Consider the following 15,450-nt stretch of genomic DNA (forward strand, 5'->3'; position numbering starts at 1 on the left):
TCAAAAAATATTTAAGCAGAAAAAAATCATGAGCAATAAAGCAGCCAGCAACGTTATTTCCCTGCCAAAGGGCGGAGGCGCCGTGAGCGGTATGGGCGAAAAATTCAGCCCAGATCTCTTTACCGGCACCGGCAATTTCTCCGTACCTGTTGCCGTCCCACCTGGCCGGAACGGTTTCCAACCCGATCTCTCGCTAAGCTATAGCACCGGCAGCGGCAACAGTCCCTTTGGCCTGGGATGGAATTTGAGCGTGCCCGGCATTACCCGCAAAACCAACAAGGGTATACCCGTGTACGACGATGAAAAGGATGTATTCATTTTATCCGGCGCCGAAGACCTGGTGCCGGTTCACCGCCGGGAGGAGACTATTTCTCCCGGCAGTACATCCGAGAAATTTACGATCACCACCTACCGGCCACGTACCGAAGGCTTGTTTGCCCGCATCGAGCATTACAAGGCCGCCGCTTCCGGTAAGAATTACTGGAAGGTAATGAGCAAAAATGGCCTGACGAGTTATTACGGCCACGAAAACAAAACCGGCGATCTGAATGCCGTGATTGCCGATCCGGAAAACCGCAACCGCATCTTTGCATGGAAACTGACCCGCACGGTAGATCTTTTCGGCAACGAAATTATTTACGAATACACACGTGAACTGAAAGAAGAAGGTCCGCACCATTTCGATCAGCTTTACCTGAACGGTATTAAATACGTGGATTATCTTTCCGCTACGCCGGTAGCCAATACCAAAAAATACCTGGTAAGCGTGGAGTTGGAATACTTCGACCGCCCGGATCATTTTTCAACTTATGATAGTGGTTTCGAGATCCGAACCACGAAGCGTTGTGTTTCCATTAAAACCTTTACCCATCCAGAGCACGAAGACGATCTGCCGGAGTTTTACCTGCCATTCAATCAGGTTGCCGACGACTATAAACTGGCGGTAAAGACCCTGTACCTGAACTATGCCGATGAAATTACCGGCGAAAACCTGCCGCTGAACGGTTCTTCTTTGCTGCACCAGGTGCAGGTGGAAGGCCACGGCTGGTGTCGTAAAGGCCAGGAAAACGAACTGATGCCGCCGTTGGAATTTCGCTACAGCGGTTACCAGCCAGATAAACAGGGTTTCTTTCCGCTAACCGGTAATTTGCCGACCGGCTCTTTGGGAAATGCCGAATATGAACTGGCCGATCTTACCGGCGATGGTTTGCCGGATATCCTGCAACTGAACGGGGTGGCGCGCTACTGGAAAAACCTGGGAAACGGAAAATTTGACTTGCCAAAGAACATGAAGGATGCGCCGGCCGGTTTGCAACTGGCCGACCCGGATGTGCAATTGATCGATGCGAACGGCGATGGCAAAGCAGACTTACTGGTGAACCGCGAAGGTTTGTCGGGGTATTTTCCCCTGAACTTTAACGGAAACTGGGACCGGAATTCCTTCCGGAAATATGCGCAGCGCCCTTCGTTCAGCTTTGCCGACCCGGAAGTGAAACTGATGGACCTGGACGGTGACGGCGTTACGGATGTGTTGCGGAACGGCAGCCGTTTCGAATACTTCTACAACCACCCGGAACAGGGCTTTTACAAAAGCCAGCAAGTAAACAAAAAAGCGCTGGAAGATTTTCCGAACGTAAGTTTTACCGATCCGCGGGTGAAAACGGGTAAGCTGTGCAGCAGTTTGCAGAACATTGTAATGGTGCACAACGGCCGGGTAGATTACTGGCCGAACCTGGGCCACGGTCGCTGGGGCAAACGGGTAACCATGAAAAACTGCCCGCGCTTTCCGTACGGTTATAACCCGGCCCGCATTCTGTTGGGCGACGTGGACGGCGACGGCCTGGACGACCTGATTTACGTGGAAAACAACAAGGTAACGCTCTGGATAAACCGCAACGGAAATTCCTGGTCGGAGCCGATCGAGATTGCAGGCACGCCGGCGGTAACCGATGCCGATGCCATTCGCATTGCCGATATCCTGGGTACGGGCGTAAGCGGTTTGCTTTTTACCCGCGATGCCACGGCTACTAACCAAAAGCAACAGTACATGTTCCTGGATTTTTGCGGGGGCGTGAAACCGTATTTGCTGCAGGAAATGGACAACAACATGGGCGCGCTTACCCGCGTGCAATACACCAGTTCCACCAGGTTCTATACCGAAGATGCCAAGAAAAAAGAAACCCGCTGGCAAACGCCGCTGCCTTTCCCGGTATTGGTAGTGCACCTCGTAGAAGTTTTCGATCGGATCTCGGGCGGAAAAATGACGACGGAGTACAATTACCACCACGGCTACTGGGATGGCGGCGAACGCGAATTCCGGGGTTTTGGAAGGGTAGATCAGCGCGATACCGAAACCTTCGAGCGCTTTAATACCAATGGCTTGCATATGCGGGAATCGTTCCGGCCTTTGCGGAAAGAAAACAGTGGTTGGTCTTCGGAGGAATTCAGCGAAGAAGATTTCCAGACGGATACGGTTAGTTTTCTGCCTTTGCCTGCGCCAACCGGCGACTGGCTGGAAGCGGATTTCAAAGCGGAAGATTTTCTTACAGATGCGGAAGTTGGTCAGGCAGTAATGAATCGGGTGAGCGCTGCGCATTTTTCGCCGCCCACCGAAACGCGCACCTGGTTCCATTTAGGGCCATTGGGCGACGAACACGGCGAATGGTATGAAGCCAATTTTACGCACGAATTCTGGCCGGAAGACCAGCCGGCTTTTACCCGACCGCAGGAAATGGAATTGCTGCTGAAAAAGCTGCCGCGCCGCGCCAAACGCGATGCTTTCCGGGCGCTGCGGGGTTCCGTGCTGCGCACCGAGCTGTACGCCTTCGATGGCAGTTCGCGCCAGAACCGGCCTTATACCGTTACCGAAAGCCTGACCGGCGTAGCGGAAGTGAGAACCGTTTTAGAATCTGGCGTAGTTGCCTCGGAATTCAGTTTTAACGGCACGTACAGTACCAATGCCTTGGAGTACCTGACCGAAATGCGGGTTTTCTTTGCCTGCGGTTTAGGCCAGCGCACCACCCAATGGGAACGCGGCAACGACCCGATGACCCAGTTTTCCTTTACCGGGAACTACGATCATTACGGTCAAGCCAAAGAGCAGATCAGCATTGCGGTGCCGCGCAGAAAAGATTTCCGGGAAGAAGATCCGGGCTTTGCTGATAAATACCTGGCAACGGCTTCAGCTACCGAATATGCTTATAAAAATACGGCTGATTTGTACTTTACCGACCGGGTCCTTAAAACGACTGGTTACGATGTTTCAGGCGAAGCAAAAACGGATGTGTTCAGCTTTAAAAACGGTATCGAAACGGACTTAAAAAGGACAAGCGTGCCGTATGAACTTACCGGGCAAACCATTCATTATTACGACGGCGATCCCTTTGACGGAGAAAAGTATGGGAAGTTAGGTGATAAAGGCGCTTTGATGCGGACGGAAGTGCTGATGCTGACAAAGAACATTGTGAAGCAGGCCTACGGTGCTGATACGGCTTATAATGGCAATACGCCGGAAGCGCTACAGGAAACCCCAAGCTGGGGCAGCGAATACCCGCCGGATTTCCAGACGAGTTATGACAATGCCTTCGCAAAATGGGCCGGCTACACCTTTTCGGATCAAAACCCTCGCGTTTCAGCGCATGAGCCGGAAAGCTATTACGTGCAGGCGGAACGAAAAGCGTATAACGCTATCGGTTTGGTGTTGAAAACTGCCGATCCGCTGCATAGCGCTACGAACAGCCGCCTCACGGAAATTACTTACGATGCTTACCAGTTATTGCCAGTAAAAGTAAAAGACCCGCTGAATCTGGAGACTACCGCGAAACACGATTACCGGGTTTTGCAGCCGCGCCTGGTAACCGATGCCAACGGCAACCGCACCGCCGCGCGTTTCTCGCCTTTGGGTCTGGTAAAGGAACAAGGCGTTTTAGGAAAAGTAAATGCAAACGAAGGTGACATCATTGCGGAAAATCCGGAGCCTGTTTTTGCAGGGATAAATCCGATCCCGGATTTCAAAGCGAGCACCAAATTGAGCTACTGTTTCTTTCAGTTTTACGAGAAAGGTTTGCCGGTTTGGGTAAAAACCACGCAACGCGAACACCATTTTGCCGAAAACCCAACCAATGATGCCACGCTCGTGAAAGTGGAATATTCCGATGGGTTCGGTAGATTGCTACAGACCCGGGCGCAGGCCGAAGATATCATTTTCGGGGCGACGCAATTCGGGGATGCGGGCTTGCCTTTAGATCAGAACCTGAACCAGGAAGCGATTGGGATTGCGGCTTTGCCGGATAACCCGAACGTACTGGTAAGCGGCTGGCAGACTTACAACAACAAGGGCAAAGTAGTAGAAAAATACGAGCCTTTCTTCGATACCGGTTTCGATTACAAGCCGGGCATGGCGCAGGGCAAATGCGTAACCATGCACTACGACCCGCGCGGGCAGGTGGTACGCACCGTAAACCCCGACGGTACGGAGCAACGCGTGATCTTCGGAATTCCGCAGCAACTCAGTACGCCGGATATTTTTACGCCTTCGCCCTGGGAACAATATACTTACGATGCCGCTGACTTAGGAATTGGCAACGGCACGGCTACGACTTTGCATCGGTTTACCCCGAAAAGCGCCCTGCTCGATGCCTTGGGCCGGACGATACAGACCATGGACCGCCTGGAAGAAAACGACGACCCGACTGAAAACGTGGTGATGAAGTACGAGTACGATATTCGCGGAAACCGTATAAAGGTAATAGATGCACTCAATCGCAAAGTTTTTCAACACTGCTACGACCTGAAACCGAAAGCGGGTGAAGATGATCCGGGGGCGAATGTGCTTTATACCTGGCATATCGACAGCGGCGTGAAGACGAGCGTATTTTCGGCGGCGGGAACGGTGCTGGAAAACCGCGACAGCAAAGGCGCTTTGGTGCTGCATGCTTACGATAAGCTGAACCGCCCGGTAAAAATGTGGGCGCGCGATAAAACAATTGAAGGGGTAACCCTGCGCCAGCGCCTGGAATACGGCGACAGTGCGGGCTTAACGAACCCGGCCGCACTGAATCTGAACGGGCAACTGTACCGACATTTCGACGAAGCGGGATTATTGCACCTGGAAGCCTACGACTTTAAAGGCAACCTGCTGAAAAAGAACCGGCAAGTGCTCAAGGACCAGCTTACCATAGATGCCCTGAACAATACGGCTAAAGCCTGGAACCAAAAAGCCTACCTCACCGACTGGAGCAGCATTGATCCGGTACTGGATCTGCCCAATCTCAACTTGTTGAACCTGGTCGAAGATTACATAACCGAAAGCCGCTATGATGCCCTGAACCGGGTAACGGAAATAACCTGCCCGAGCGACGTTTTCGGAAATGAAAAGCAGATCGTGCTGGACTATAACCGGGCCGGGGCGCTGGAAGGCGTAAAACTGGTTGATACAGCTGCGCAAACCGAAGAAACTTACGTGGAGCGCATTGCCTACAACGCCAAAGGCCAGCGCCTGCTCATTGCTTACGGCAACGGCACCATGACCCGCTACACTTACGATACCAATACCTTCCGGCTGATGCGCCTGCGCACAGAAAAGTACGCGAAAACCGAAACTACCAGTGCCGTAACCTACGCCCCGCAAAGCGGCACCACCAAACAGGATCTGGCGTATGCCTACGACCTGGCCGGCAACATTCTCAGCATTACCGACCGTACGCCTGGCTGCGGCATTATAGGAACGCCCGATGGCGCCGATAAACTGAAACGCAGTTTTACCTACGATGCCCTGTACCGTTTAGAAACCGCTACCGGCCGCGAAACGCTGCAAACCGGCACCTTGAGCGGCCTCTGGGACGACAGCATCCGCCCAGTGGATAATACCCAGGCGCAGGCTTATACCCAATGCTACGAATACGACAAGCTGGGAAACATCCTGAACCTGGTGCACACGGCCAACGGCGGCTTCCGGAGGGATTTTAACTACCAGACACAGCACAACAAACTGCAAAGCGTAGCCATTGGAACCTCGCCTGCTTACAATTACCTGTACGATGCCAACGGAAACCAGACGGAGGAAAACCAGAGCCGGTATTTTGAATGGGATTACACTGACCGGATGCGCGCCTTTTATAACCAGGCCTCAGCCGGCACGGAGCCAAGCCTGTACGCCACTTACCACTACGATGCCGGCGGGCAGCGGGTGAAAAAAATTACCCGCAAGCAAGGCGGCACGAATGGAATTTACGAAGTAACCGTGTATATTGACGGTCTGTTCGAGCACCAGTACAAAGGCGTTTACGATTCTTTTGCCAAAGAAATAGTACCCAGCGACGAAAAGACGTTCTTACACATTATGGATGACCAGAAGCGGATTGCGACTATTCGCGTGCGTAATGGTGCAGACCCGGATGATCCGACTCCGAATACGAAGTATTTCCTGGACGACCACTTAGGTAGCAGCAGCGTTGTTTTAGACAGCGCGGGAAGCTTAATAAACCGGGAAGAATACTACCCCTTCGGCGAAACCAGCTTCGGATCTTTTGCTAAAAAAGGCTACCGTTTCTGCGGCAAAGAACGCGATGAGGAAAGCGGCTTGTACTATTATGGAGCAAGGTATTATGCCCCCTGGATTTGTAGATTTGTGAGTGTTGATCCGTTGGCTGAAAAACTTGAAAACTGGTCTCCGTATGTAATGTGTGTTAATAACCCTTTAAAATATAGGGATGAAGATGGGCAATTTCCCCAGTTAATAATCACAACTTTGGTTGGAGGAGTAATTGGAGGAGCTGTTGCTTACTATAAAGCCGAAGGTACTACAAAAGAAAAATTAGATGCAGCCGCCAAAGGGTTTTTAGCTGGCGCTGCTACTGGTTTTATAGCAGGAACTGGTGTGGGCGCTGTAGCATTATTAGCGGAAGCAGGTATTATTACAGGTAGTGCAGCATTAGCCTTTCAAGCTGGATTTGGTTTGTTTGGTGCAGCCGCGGGTTTAACTTTAACAAAGACATTAAATAATGATTTAAATATAAAACCTAACGAATTAGAAACAGAATTAGCAGTCACAGCAGTAACTTTTGGGATTGATAAAATTCTTGGAGGAGTAATATCTAAATCAATTACAAGTGCCCTAGACGAAACAAGTAGTACTTTAGCTTCTGATTTAGCCAAAACTACTACCAAGAATTTTGAAAAGACAGTAAAGAAACAGCTTATTGCAGATAATCCAGCATTGAATGACCGAGCAAATAGAAAGGTTCTTAATCAAGCTATAGATAGAGCAATTGATGAAGTACAGGAATCAATTAAAGAAGCAAATGTTGTAGTAAAATCTGTAACTTATTTCTTCAATAGTAAGACGGGAGAGTTCTTGCACGAAATCGGTATAGGTACTTTAACTGAAATTGAAAAAGCTCAAATTGAAAATTTAAATAATACTAAATCACCAAAACAATAATGCAATACAAACCGGACATTTATAGCACAATATTTATGGTAATAGGCGGAATTCTTGGTGCCAGTTTCTACGAAGTTGATACAATATCTGGAGGGTTGATCCCTACCTTTATAGGTGTCTTAAGTTTCTTAGGAATATACTTTTTTATTAGAGAACGAAATACACTTTTTAAATTAGGGACATTAGCTGTTTTAATAATTTTATGGGTTATATTATTTAACCTTACCTAATAACTAATTGGTAATTATATTGAATCAAGTTTTATAAATTTAAGCATACAACTCAAATTGAGTAGTATGCTTAAATCCCCTTCTTTCTTAACGGTCTGTTCGAGCACCAGTACAAAGGCGTTTACGATTCTTTTGCCAAAGAAATAGTACCCAGCGACGAAAAGACGTTCTTACACATTATGGATGACCAGAAGCGGATTGCGACTATTCGCGTGCGTAATGGTGCAGACCCGGATGATCCGACTCCGAATACGAAGTATTTCCTGGACGACCACTTAGGTAGCAGCAGCGTTGTTTTAGACAGCGCGGGAAGCTTAATAAACCGGGAAGAATACTACCCCTTCGGCGAAACCAGCTTCGGATCTTTTGCTAAAAAACGCTACCGTTTCTGCGGCAAAGAACGCGATGAGGAAAGTGGCTTTTAACCCGTCGCTTTCCGGTCGTTCCTTTAATCTAAAACGCTATTATTTTTCACCTAAAAAGTCTGGTCGGCAACCAGGCCGGCCACGGCTTTGCCTTTTCTTTCACCCAAAGCCAGCCGCTAAAACGGTAGGCAAAACCCCTTAAAAACTACCCCTTTCTTAAACCGCTTATCCGCGCAGGCCTCCTTTCCGGAAGCCCGCGCCTAAGCACCCTTTTGTCAAAATTTTAAACGAAAACATCATGTCCATTATAAATAAAACCCAATTAAAAGCCGAGGTAAATACGGCCATCCGCGTAGGCGGCCATCCCACCAAAACCAAAGCCACCGATGTCCGCAACCTCCTCCACAACGTCATCGATTCCAGCGTCATCACCATCAATAATATTCCGCCGGATGCCAATGGGAATGTAACGCTTAATATTAGTGGTACCGGAGGAACTGTTACCGTGAATGGCATTTCCCCTGATGCGAACGGCAATATCGTGCTGGATCTTAGCGATAAAGTAAACTCGGTAAATGGTATTCTACCAGATGCTGATGGCAATGTTCAGATCGTATTGCAAAACCAGAATCAGGTGGTATCTGTAAACGGCGTACTTCCTGATGCAAACGGCAATATCACGCTCACGATCAATAACAGTGTGGTTTCAGTAAACGGAATATCACCCGATGCCAATGGAAATATCATCCTCGATCTGAATGATGAAACTAAAGTGTCTTCTGTAAACGGAATAACGCCAGATGTTAATGGCAACGTTTTCCTGGACTTAAACGACAAGAGCAAAGTATCCTCTGTAAATGGTATCAGGCCCGATGGCACTGGTAACGTAACACTCAATTTGAACGATCGCACCAAGGTATCTTATGTCAATTGGGTTGCTCCCGATTCTAACGGCAACGTGTATATAGACCTCAGCGATAAAGTAACCGCTGTAAATGGCATAAAACCCGATGAAGAAGGCAATGTAATTCTTGATCTTGGCAATAGTGGCGGCGAAATTCGTCAGGCATTCACCATTCGTCCCGAAGAAAAGTCAACAAGTATTCTCTATTTCGAAACCGGCCCCGTCACTTTCCGGGAATCTTATTTCAGCGCCCTGATCCAGTATAACTATTACCGGGTCAGAGAACTGAAAGAAGATCACTTAGGCGAGTGGAGCGGTTCTATGAAAATAGATGAACTGAATGAATTCGGGAGGCACCTGAAAGAACGCACGCAATACGAAATACGGATAGAATCCGTGTTTACAGATCTGGCAAAAGAAGCCGCCGAGGATGTTCGCGGCCTGCTAATCTACAGTCCGTTTGTTGAGGGTTAAATATATTGACTTCCAACGAATAGTATCTCCATAAAACCAGCAGCCGGCTTATAGCGCTGCCTGATCTTTTAACGTGTCAGCTCAATTTTTCTCACGACACTTTTTAAAACCACTTCTTACAATTTTAAGCAACCTAATCATGTATATAAAAACCAAAACCGAATTATTAACCGATCTGGTAAGGCTGGTGCGCAGCGACGGCAAGGACGGAAAAACCACCGCTGCCGAAGTCCGCACGCTGCTTATCAACCTGATCGATGTGCTTTTCTCCCGGGCCAGAACTGTAAACGGCAACCTGCCCGATGCAAACGGCAATATCAATCTTACGGCTATTCCCACCGAAGTGCAGTGCCAGTTTGTGGTAAACCCCAACCTCGATACCACCGATGTCGTGTACCTGGAAAGCGGCCCCGTCACCTTTCGCGTTTCTTACGACGAGAACAAGATCAGCGCCATGAACTTCCGCACCCGTAAAAAAGGGGAAACCACTTGGAGTGTTCCGGTTACATTAGCTGGTCTGAACAACTTTGCCAATTCTCTTAGCGGCATCACCAAATTCGAAGTGCAGGTAGTACCAGTATTTACTGCTGGTGCGGTTGCTGCCGGCGAAGACATCCTCGGACTTTTAATCTACTAACATCATGGCAAAAACAAAATGGACCCGCAGGCGCCGTCTGAATATGGACACGGCCCTGTTGGTAGATACAATAAATAATGAACATACGCCCACAATACCCCGCGTAGATGACCGGTACGACTTCCTGGGAAAGCCTGATGGTGTAGGCTCAATTTCATTCTACTTTAGCATTAACGATTTTGGAATTGGCCAAGGTCAAAATTATATCCGGCTAATTGGAAATTGCCAGGATGGCGGTGGTACTTTAAATGGTTGGATGGTTGTACTGTTTAAGGGTACCGCCGAAGCTGCAAATGGTAACTGGACGTTAGGATTTTTCAATGGCCAACATCCAGTTAGTTGGAATTGGAATTACTCTAACGTTGAGATCAAAAGAAATGTAACGTATCATTTTGTGGTCACAAAAAATGCGGGCGTTATAAAAAACCACCTAAATGCTGTTGAAATACTCCCGGTTGTAAATGCTGAAAGTTTAGGGACATATTCCGAAACAACAAATCCAATTTTACTGGGTGGTAGGAATAGGATGGAAGGAAATGAGAACAGAGCTGGTTTTCTGATATCTCACGTTTCATTTTTCAATAAGATTCTAACTGAAGGCGAGATTAAACTCATCTATAGGCACGGTGGCGTATTGCCAGAATCTGCTCATGAAAGCTGTATAGGTTATTGGCCTTGTCAGGAAAAGAGCGGTACTAGATTATACGACCGCGTGGAGCAGTACAACAATGCAAAAGAGCATATAGCCGTTAAAAATGGAACCTTTGCAGGCTCCTCCACAGAAGCAAACGACTGGGTACGGGGTTTTCAAGGAGCCTGGTCATTTGCAGGAGGTGTTGCTACTTGTCCTGCTTACACTGGTACAGCCTTATATCAATTAGGCATTCCTATGCAGTTAGGAAGATCGTATAAAATTACCTTTACCTTAATCTCTTTTATAGGAACCGGCAATTTCTATGTAACACTAGGTTATGATACTGTTGCAGGCACTTACAATAGAAGTGGGAATTACACTGACGTTGGTACTTATTCTGTAATTCTTACTACCCCACCTAACTCTAATAATGTTCTGTATTTACAAACAGATGGCGGGGTTGTAGTGTCGGTTAAAGACGTAAAATTAGCTGCGGTCTCTCACGGTCCACTTGAAGCTAACCATATTCACCTGTTAGGCTATAATGGCATTCAGGATGTAATAAACCATCTCGATTTCCAATTAAGCCACCCAGATTGGACATATGACAGTGTAACAGATACGCTTGCACAGGCTGCTACCAGTCGCCAGAACGCGACTTCGGTCGGCGTGGAAATGATGGTGTTCGATACGGAGTATTGCTTGCGGTTCTTCTGCACGCAGGCTAACGGAGCCACGCTGATTTTTCTTAATGCGTACGGTGATTATTCTACAATATCTGGTGTAACGCTTGGGCAGAATGAGATATATTTCAGAGGGCGCGGAGGTAATAGAATTAGTTTTGTAAATAATGCAACGCCTGCTGGTGGTTTCTCCGCGCACTCCTTCTCTTTGGAAAAACTGCCTGACCAGTCCAGGTATCTGTTAGACAAAAAGCAAATATTTTACCCAAAGATAAAGTTTAAAGACCCAAACAAGTACCTTGAATTCCCGCAACGCTATACGGAATCAACTGCCTTGAATAATAGCACAACCGGAGGTACATTTATTATCGATTTCAGTGGTCGGAAATTAATTTCCGGAACGTATCTGTATGTGAATAATGCTTTCTCAATTCAGGTTGTAGATGGTCAGCAAATAGGTTTAACGTCATCACCAGAGTTGCTTATTGTAGCTTCTATCTATCACGATGAGAACGGAAGTATTGCTAGAGCAACTGCTTCACTTGGAACTAGAACCAGCTTGAAAAATACCAGGGTTATTATTACGTATCGGAACGATGTAAGTAACTTCCGTAGGATTAAAATAGCAGTAGATGGTGTAATACTTGCCGACACAGCCGGTGATCCGGCTCATAAAGACGTTCCCATTAAGAGCTTTGGACAGGCTGCTTACGCTTTCAAAGTTTCTGGCTCAGATGAAGTGGAAGGTTCATTTTTTCAGCACTTTATAAGCGCTTTTTCAGATGCTCAGATTGCAGCGTTTGGCGAGTACGGTAAGGAAGTAACAAGTTTAGACTTACTTCAGTACGCGCACGCAAGTACGATGAACGTGGGTAGTTTTGCTGGTACAAATGTTCTAGCTGGTCAGGGTATAACTGCTACTTTCAAGAACTTTACAGAAGAAGAACTTGCAAATTCAATAGTCGATTATTACGGGCAGTTACCTGAACTAAAAAACGCTGTTGCACTTCTACCATCTGTAACTCCTATTGAACTGCCTAAGACTATCTCCAGTAATAGCGAGAATATAGGCATGTATTTTACAATCTATGTGCCTGATGACATCCCAAATACCTTTGATCTGTTCTTTGAAATGAATTGCGATGGTGGCGGATTTAATTTCTATAAAGGTAATATGGTTATATTTTTGGACGTCTACTATTTGTTAATGATTGATGCACCAATGTATCCTGTTTTAAAGAAAGGATTTCATAGTATGGTTTTCCAAAGAAAAGGTAGAGAATTACATTGGTATGTTAATGGTATTAGACGTAATATAGGTCATGCCGGAACAGGAGTAGTTAATGAAATATTTCATACAGCAAATCCTTTCTATTTTAGAAACATTACTACCCATAAGTTTTACAATAATGCAGATGAGATCAAAATTATTAATTACGGTTTGTACGAGGGGAATCTTACTCAGAAACAGGCTTTAGATATGCACAATAATATGCAGTTTTCTAATCCTATAAATTTAACAAACTGGCTTTGCTATTATCAGTTCAACTTGCCTGGTACTTCTTGGAAAGATCAGACAGGGAATTGTGCCAATGCATATTGTGCAGCATCACTTCCTGTAGCAACGTTAGATTCACTCCGATAGAAAAGCATATATTCTTCCTTTCTTGCTGCATCGTGAAGATATCTGCCTTAAAAGCTCATAGCTAAAATGAAGCTTACTAATGGCTTTTATTCATCTTAAAAGATTTCAATCATGCAAAAAACACATTACCTAAAAGAGCTGCAGCTTGCAAAAAGCTGCAGCCTTGGTAGCCGTGGCCCGGATGTAAAACGCATCCAGGAATGGCTGAACCTGTGGGCTTATAAACTGCCTACGCTGCTTCGAATTAAAATCGATGGCGATTTTGGCCCCGCTACGGCCGCAGCGGTTATTGCCTTCAAAAAAACGCTAGGCATTAGCCCGGAAAAACTAACAAGCCAGGTAAATGCCGATGTTTTTGCCGAACTTACTAAACCTATAAAACAGGCTTTTACATTTAAACCGCAAGGATTAGCGGTAAGAAAAAGCTTGTTGCTCTGCGCCGAACAGCATCTGCAGCAAAACGCCCGGGAAATCGGTTTTAACGAAGGCCCTTGGGTTCGGAGTTACATGAACGGACAGGAAGGTAAAAGCTGGCCCTGGTGCATGGGCTTCGTGCAAACGGTTTTTGATCAAGCACTGAGTTTTTCGGATAAAAAGTATACCGATTTTATGCCGGCTACCTTCAGTTGCGATGTTTTGGGGCAACATGCTTTAAAGCAAAAGAACCTCCTCCGCAACAAAGACCTGAAACGAAACAGCGCCCTGGTAAAACCAGGAGATCTTTTCCTTGTTTCCAATACTTCCTTAGACTGGACCCATACAGGCATTATTGAAAAAGTAGAGGGCAACATTTTTTATACCCTGGAGGGCAATACCAACCTGGCAGGTTCGCGCGAGGGCGTGGCCGTGATGCGCCGCCTTCGGAATTTCCATACCAACCCACTTGACGTGATCCGGTTCCCGGAACTTGGCTAAAGTATCATTTACCGGTTTTGTTTCTCTTTGAAAAAGCTTCCATAAGACTTTTCCCATTTTCCTTTCTTGCTTCAATTCCGCACTTGCAAATCATAAAAAAACGGTAGGTTTTTAGCGCTAAAAACTGCTTTTGCTGCCGCTTGTTTTACATTTCTCACATCAATAAATCTACATTAAATCTTAAGGAGCTGCGCTGGCGGCTTCTTTACAAACTTATTTTATTATGAAACCCTTTAGAATATTGAGCATCGATGGAGGGGGCTTGCGCGGCATTGTACCGGTAATGATTTTGCAGGAAATTCAGCGCTTGCTTAATGGCAAACCTATTCACGAGGCTTTCGATTTGATTGCCGGTACCTCTACCGGCGGCCTTATTGCTGCTGGTCTTACCGTTAGCCAGAACGGCCTTACTCCTTTGTATACCCTTCAGGATTTGCAAAATATATACAGTAGCCGCGGCCAGCACATCTTCCCCGTTCGTGGGAAATTCCTCAACGTGCTTGATGGTATTACTTCTCTTTGGAATCCTGAATATAGCGAAAAAGGTATCAGGAAAGTGCTGGAAGAGCTCATGGGGGAATACCGGCTGATGGATTGTTTAACTCCATTGCTGATCACGGCTTTTGATTTGAAACATAATGAGCCGTTACTTTTTAAAAGCCGCACCGCCGCTTACGATCCGGAAGCTAATGCTTGTCTTTTTGATGTTTGCCGGGCTACTTCGGCCGGCCCTACTTATTTGCCGGCGCATACTTTTCGCTTCGAAGGTCGCGAAGTTACCTGCATTGATGGTGGTGTATATATTAATAATCCTACTTTAGGTGCTATTGCGGAGATCAGCCGTTATAAAAAAGATGCTTTCTATAACCGGCCCGATCTGGATTGGTCAGATATTCATGTGCTTTCATTGGGTACCGGACATTACACAGGCCTTGTATCCAATAACCAGGCAAAAGGGTGGGGGAAAGCAAACTGGGCGCGGCCAATCATTGATATTATGATGCACGGTGTAAATAAAACCACGCATTCGCATGCTGAAGAATTATTGGATCATGGAAATTATTTGCGGCTTACCATTGATATCGAAGTCGAAAAATTTGCCCGCATGACTGATGCTTCAGAAGAAGCAAGATTATACCTAACCGATCAGGTAGAAAAGCAATTTCTGCAAAACAGTACATTGCAGAAAAGAGTGAAAGGTTTTCTAGAGAGAGCGGGTTTATTTAACTGACTTTGTTTAAAAACAAAATGCCTGTGAGTTTTTTGAGAAAAAGTTTGCAAACAATACGTCAAAAGGTGACGTTTTTATAGCTTTTAGCCAGCTTGTAGAGAAGTTAAGAAAGGAGTGAGTGATAACTTTGCTGAGAGTTATGTGTCTGCCTTAAGCTCTTTAAAAGCCTTTACTGGGAAAACTACTTTACCTTTTGTAAATGTTACTCCTGGCCTCCTTAAAAAGTATGAGAAGTAGATGCTGGATAAGGGTAATTTACTTACTACAGTGGGTGTTTACCTCCGCTATTTC

The 15,450-nt window shown here is 46.5% G+C and carries 7 protein-coding genes and 1 pseudogene; all 8 read left to right on the forward strand.

Going from position 1 to position 15,450, the window contains the following annotated elements:
- The first annotated feature begins 28 nt into the window (after positions 1 to 28).
- Positions 29 to 7,441 carry a SpvB/TcaC N-terminal domain-containing protein gene (locus I5M27_RS09990; RefSeq protein WP_200506068.1) on the forward strand — a complete coding sequence of 2,471 codons (7,413 nt, stop codon included), beginning with the start codon at positions 29 to 31 and terminating at the stop codon, positions 7,439 to 7,441.
- Positions 7,442 to 7,850: 409 nt separating this feature from the next.
- Positions 7,851 to 8,096, forward strand: coding sequence for a hypothetical protein (locus I5M27_RS09995; protein WP_200506069.1), 246 nt, complete (start codon positions 7,851 to 7,853; stop codon positions 8,094 to 8,096).
- A gap of 238 nt (positions 8,097 to 8,334) precedes the next feature.
- Positions 8,335 to 9,414 (forward strand): hypothetical protein, encoded by a 1,080-nt coding sequence (locus I5M27_RS10000; protein ID WP_200506070.1) that lies wholly within the window; start codon positions 8,335 to 8,337, stop codon positions 9,412 to 9,414.
- Between the two features lie 139 nt (positions 9,415 to 9,553).
- Positions 9,554 to 10,051, forward strand: a complete 498-nt coding sequence (locus I5M27_RS10005; RefSeq protein WP_200506071.1) for a hypothetical protein — start codon at positions 9,554 to 9,556, stop codon at positions 10,049 to 10,051.
- A gap of 4 nt (positions 10,052 to 10,055) precedes the next feature.
- The gene (locus I5M27_RS10010) at positions 10,056 to 13,013 is read left to right on the forward strand and encodes a LamG domain-containing protein (RefSeq protein WP_200506072.1); all 2,958 of its coding nucleotides are present in this window, start codon (positions 10,056 to 10,058) and stop codon (positions 13,011 to 13,013) included.
- A gap of 111 nt (positions 13,014 to 13,124) precedes the next feature.
- A complete protein-coding gene (locus I5M27_RS10015) occupies positions 13,125 to 13,928 on the forward strand; it encodes a peptidoglycan-binding protein (protein WP_200506073.1) in 804 nt (267 codons plus the stop codon).
- A 223-nt stretch (positions 13,929 to 14,151) separates the two neighbouring features.
- Positions 14,152 to 15,159 (forward strand): patatin-like phospholipase family protein, encoded by a 1,008-nt coding sequence (locus I5M27_RS10020; protein ID WP_200506074.1) that lies wholly within the window; start codon positions 14,152 to 14,154, stop codon positions 15,157 to 15,159.
- A 111-nt stretch (positions 15,160 to 15,270) separates the two neighbouring features.
- Positions 15,271 to 15,396 (forward strand): annotated as a pseudogene (locus tag I5M27_RS18880) (hypothetical protein); the annotation flags it as partial.
- Between the last annotated feature and the right edge of the window lie 54 nt (positions 15,397 to 15,450).

Origin of the sequence: Adhaeribacter terrigena (assembly GCF_016623615.1) — a bacterium.
In the GTDB taxonomy this organism is placed as follows: Bacteria; Bacteroidota; Bacteroidia; order Cytophagales; family Hymenobacteraceae; genus Adhaeribacter_A; species Adhaeribacter_A terrigena.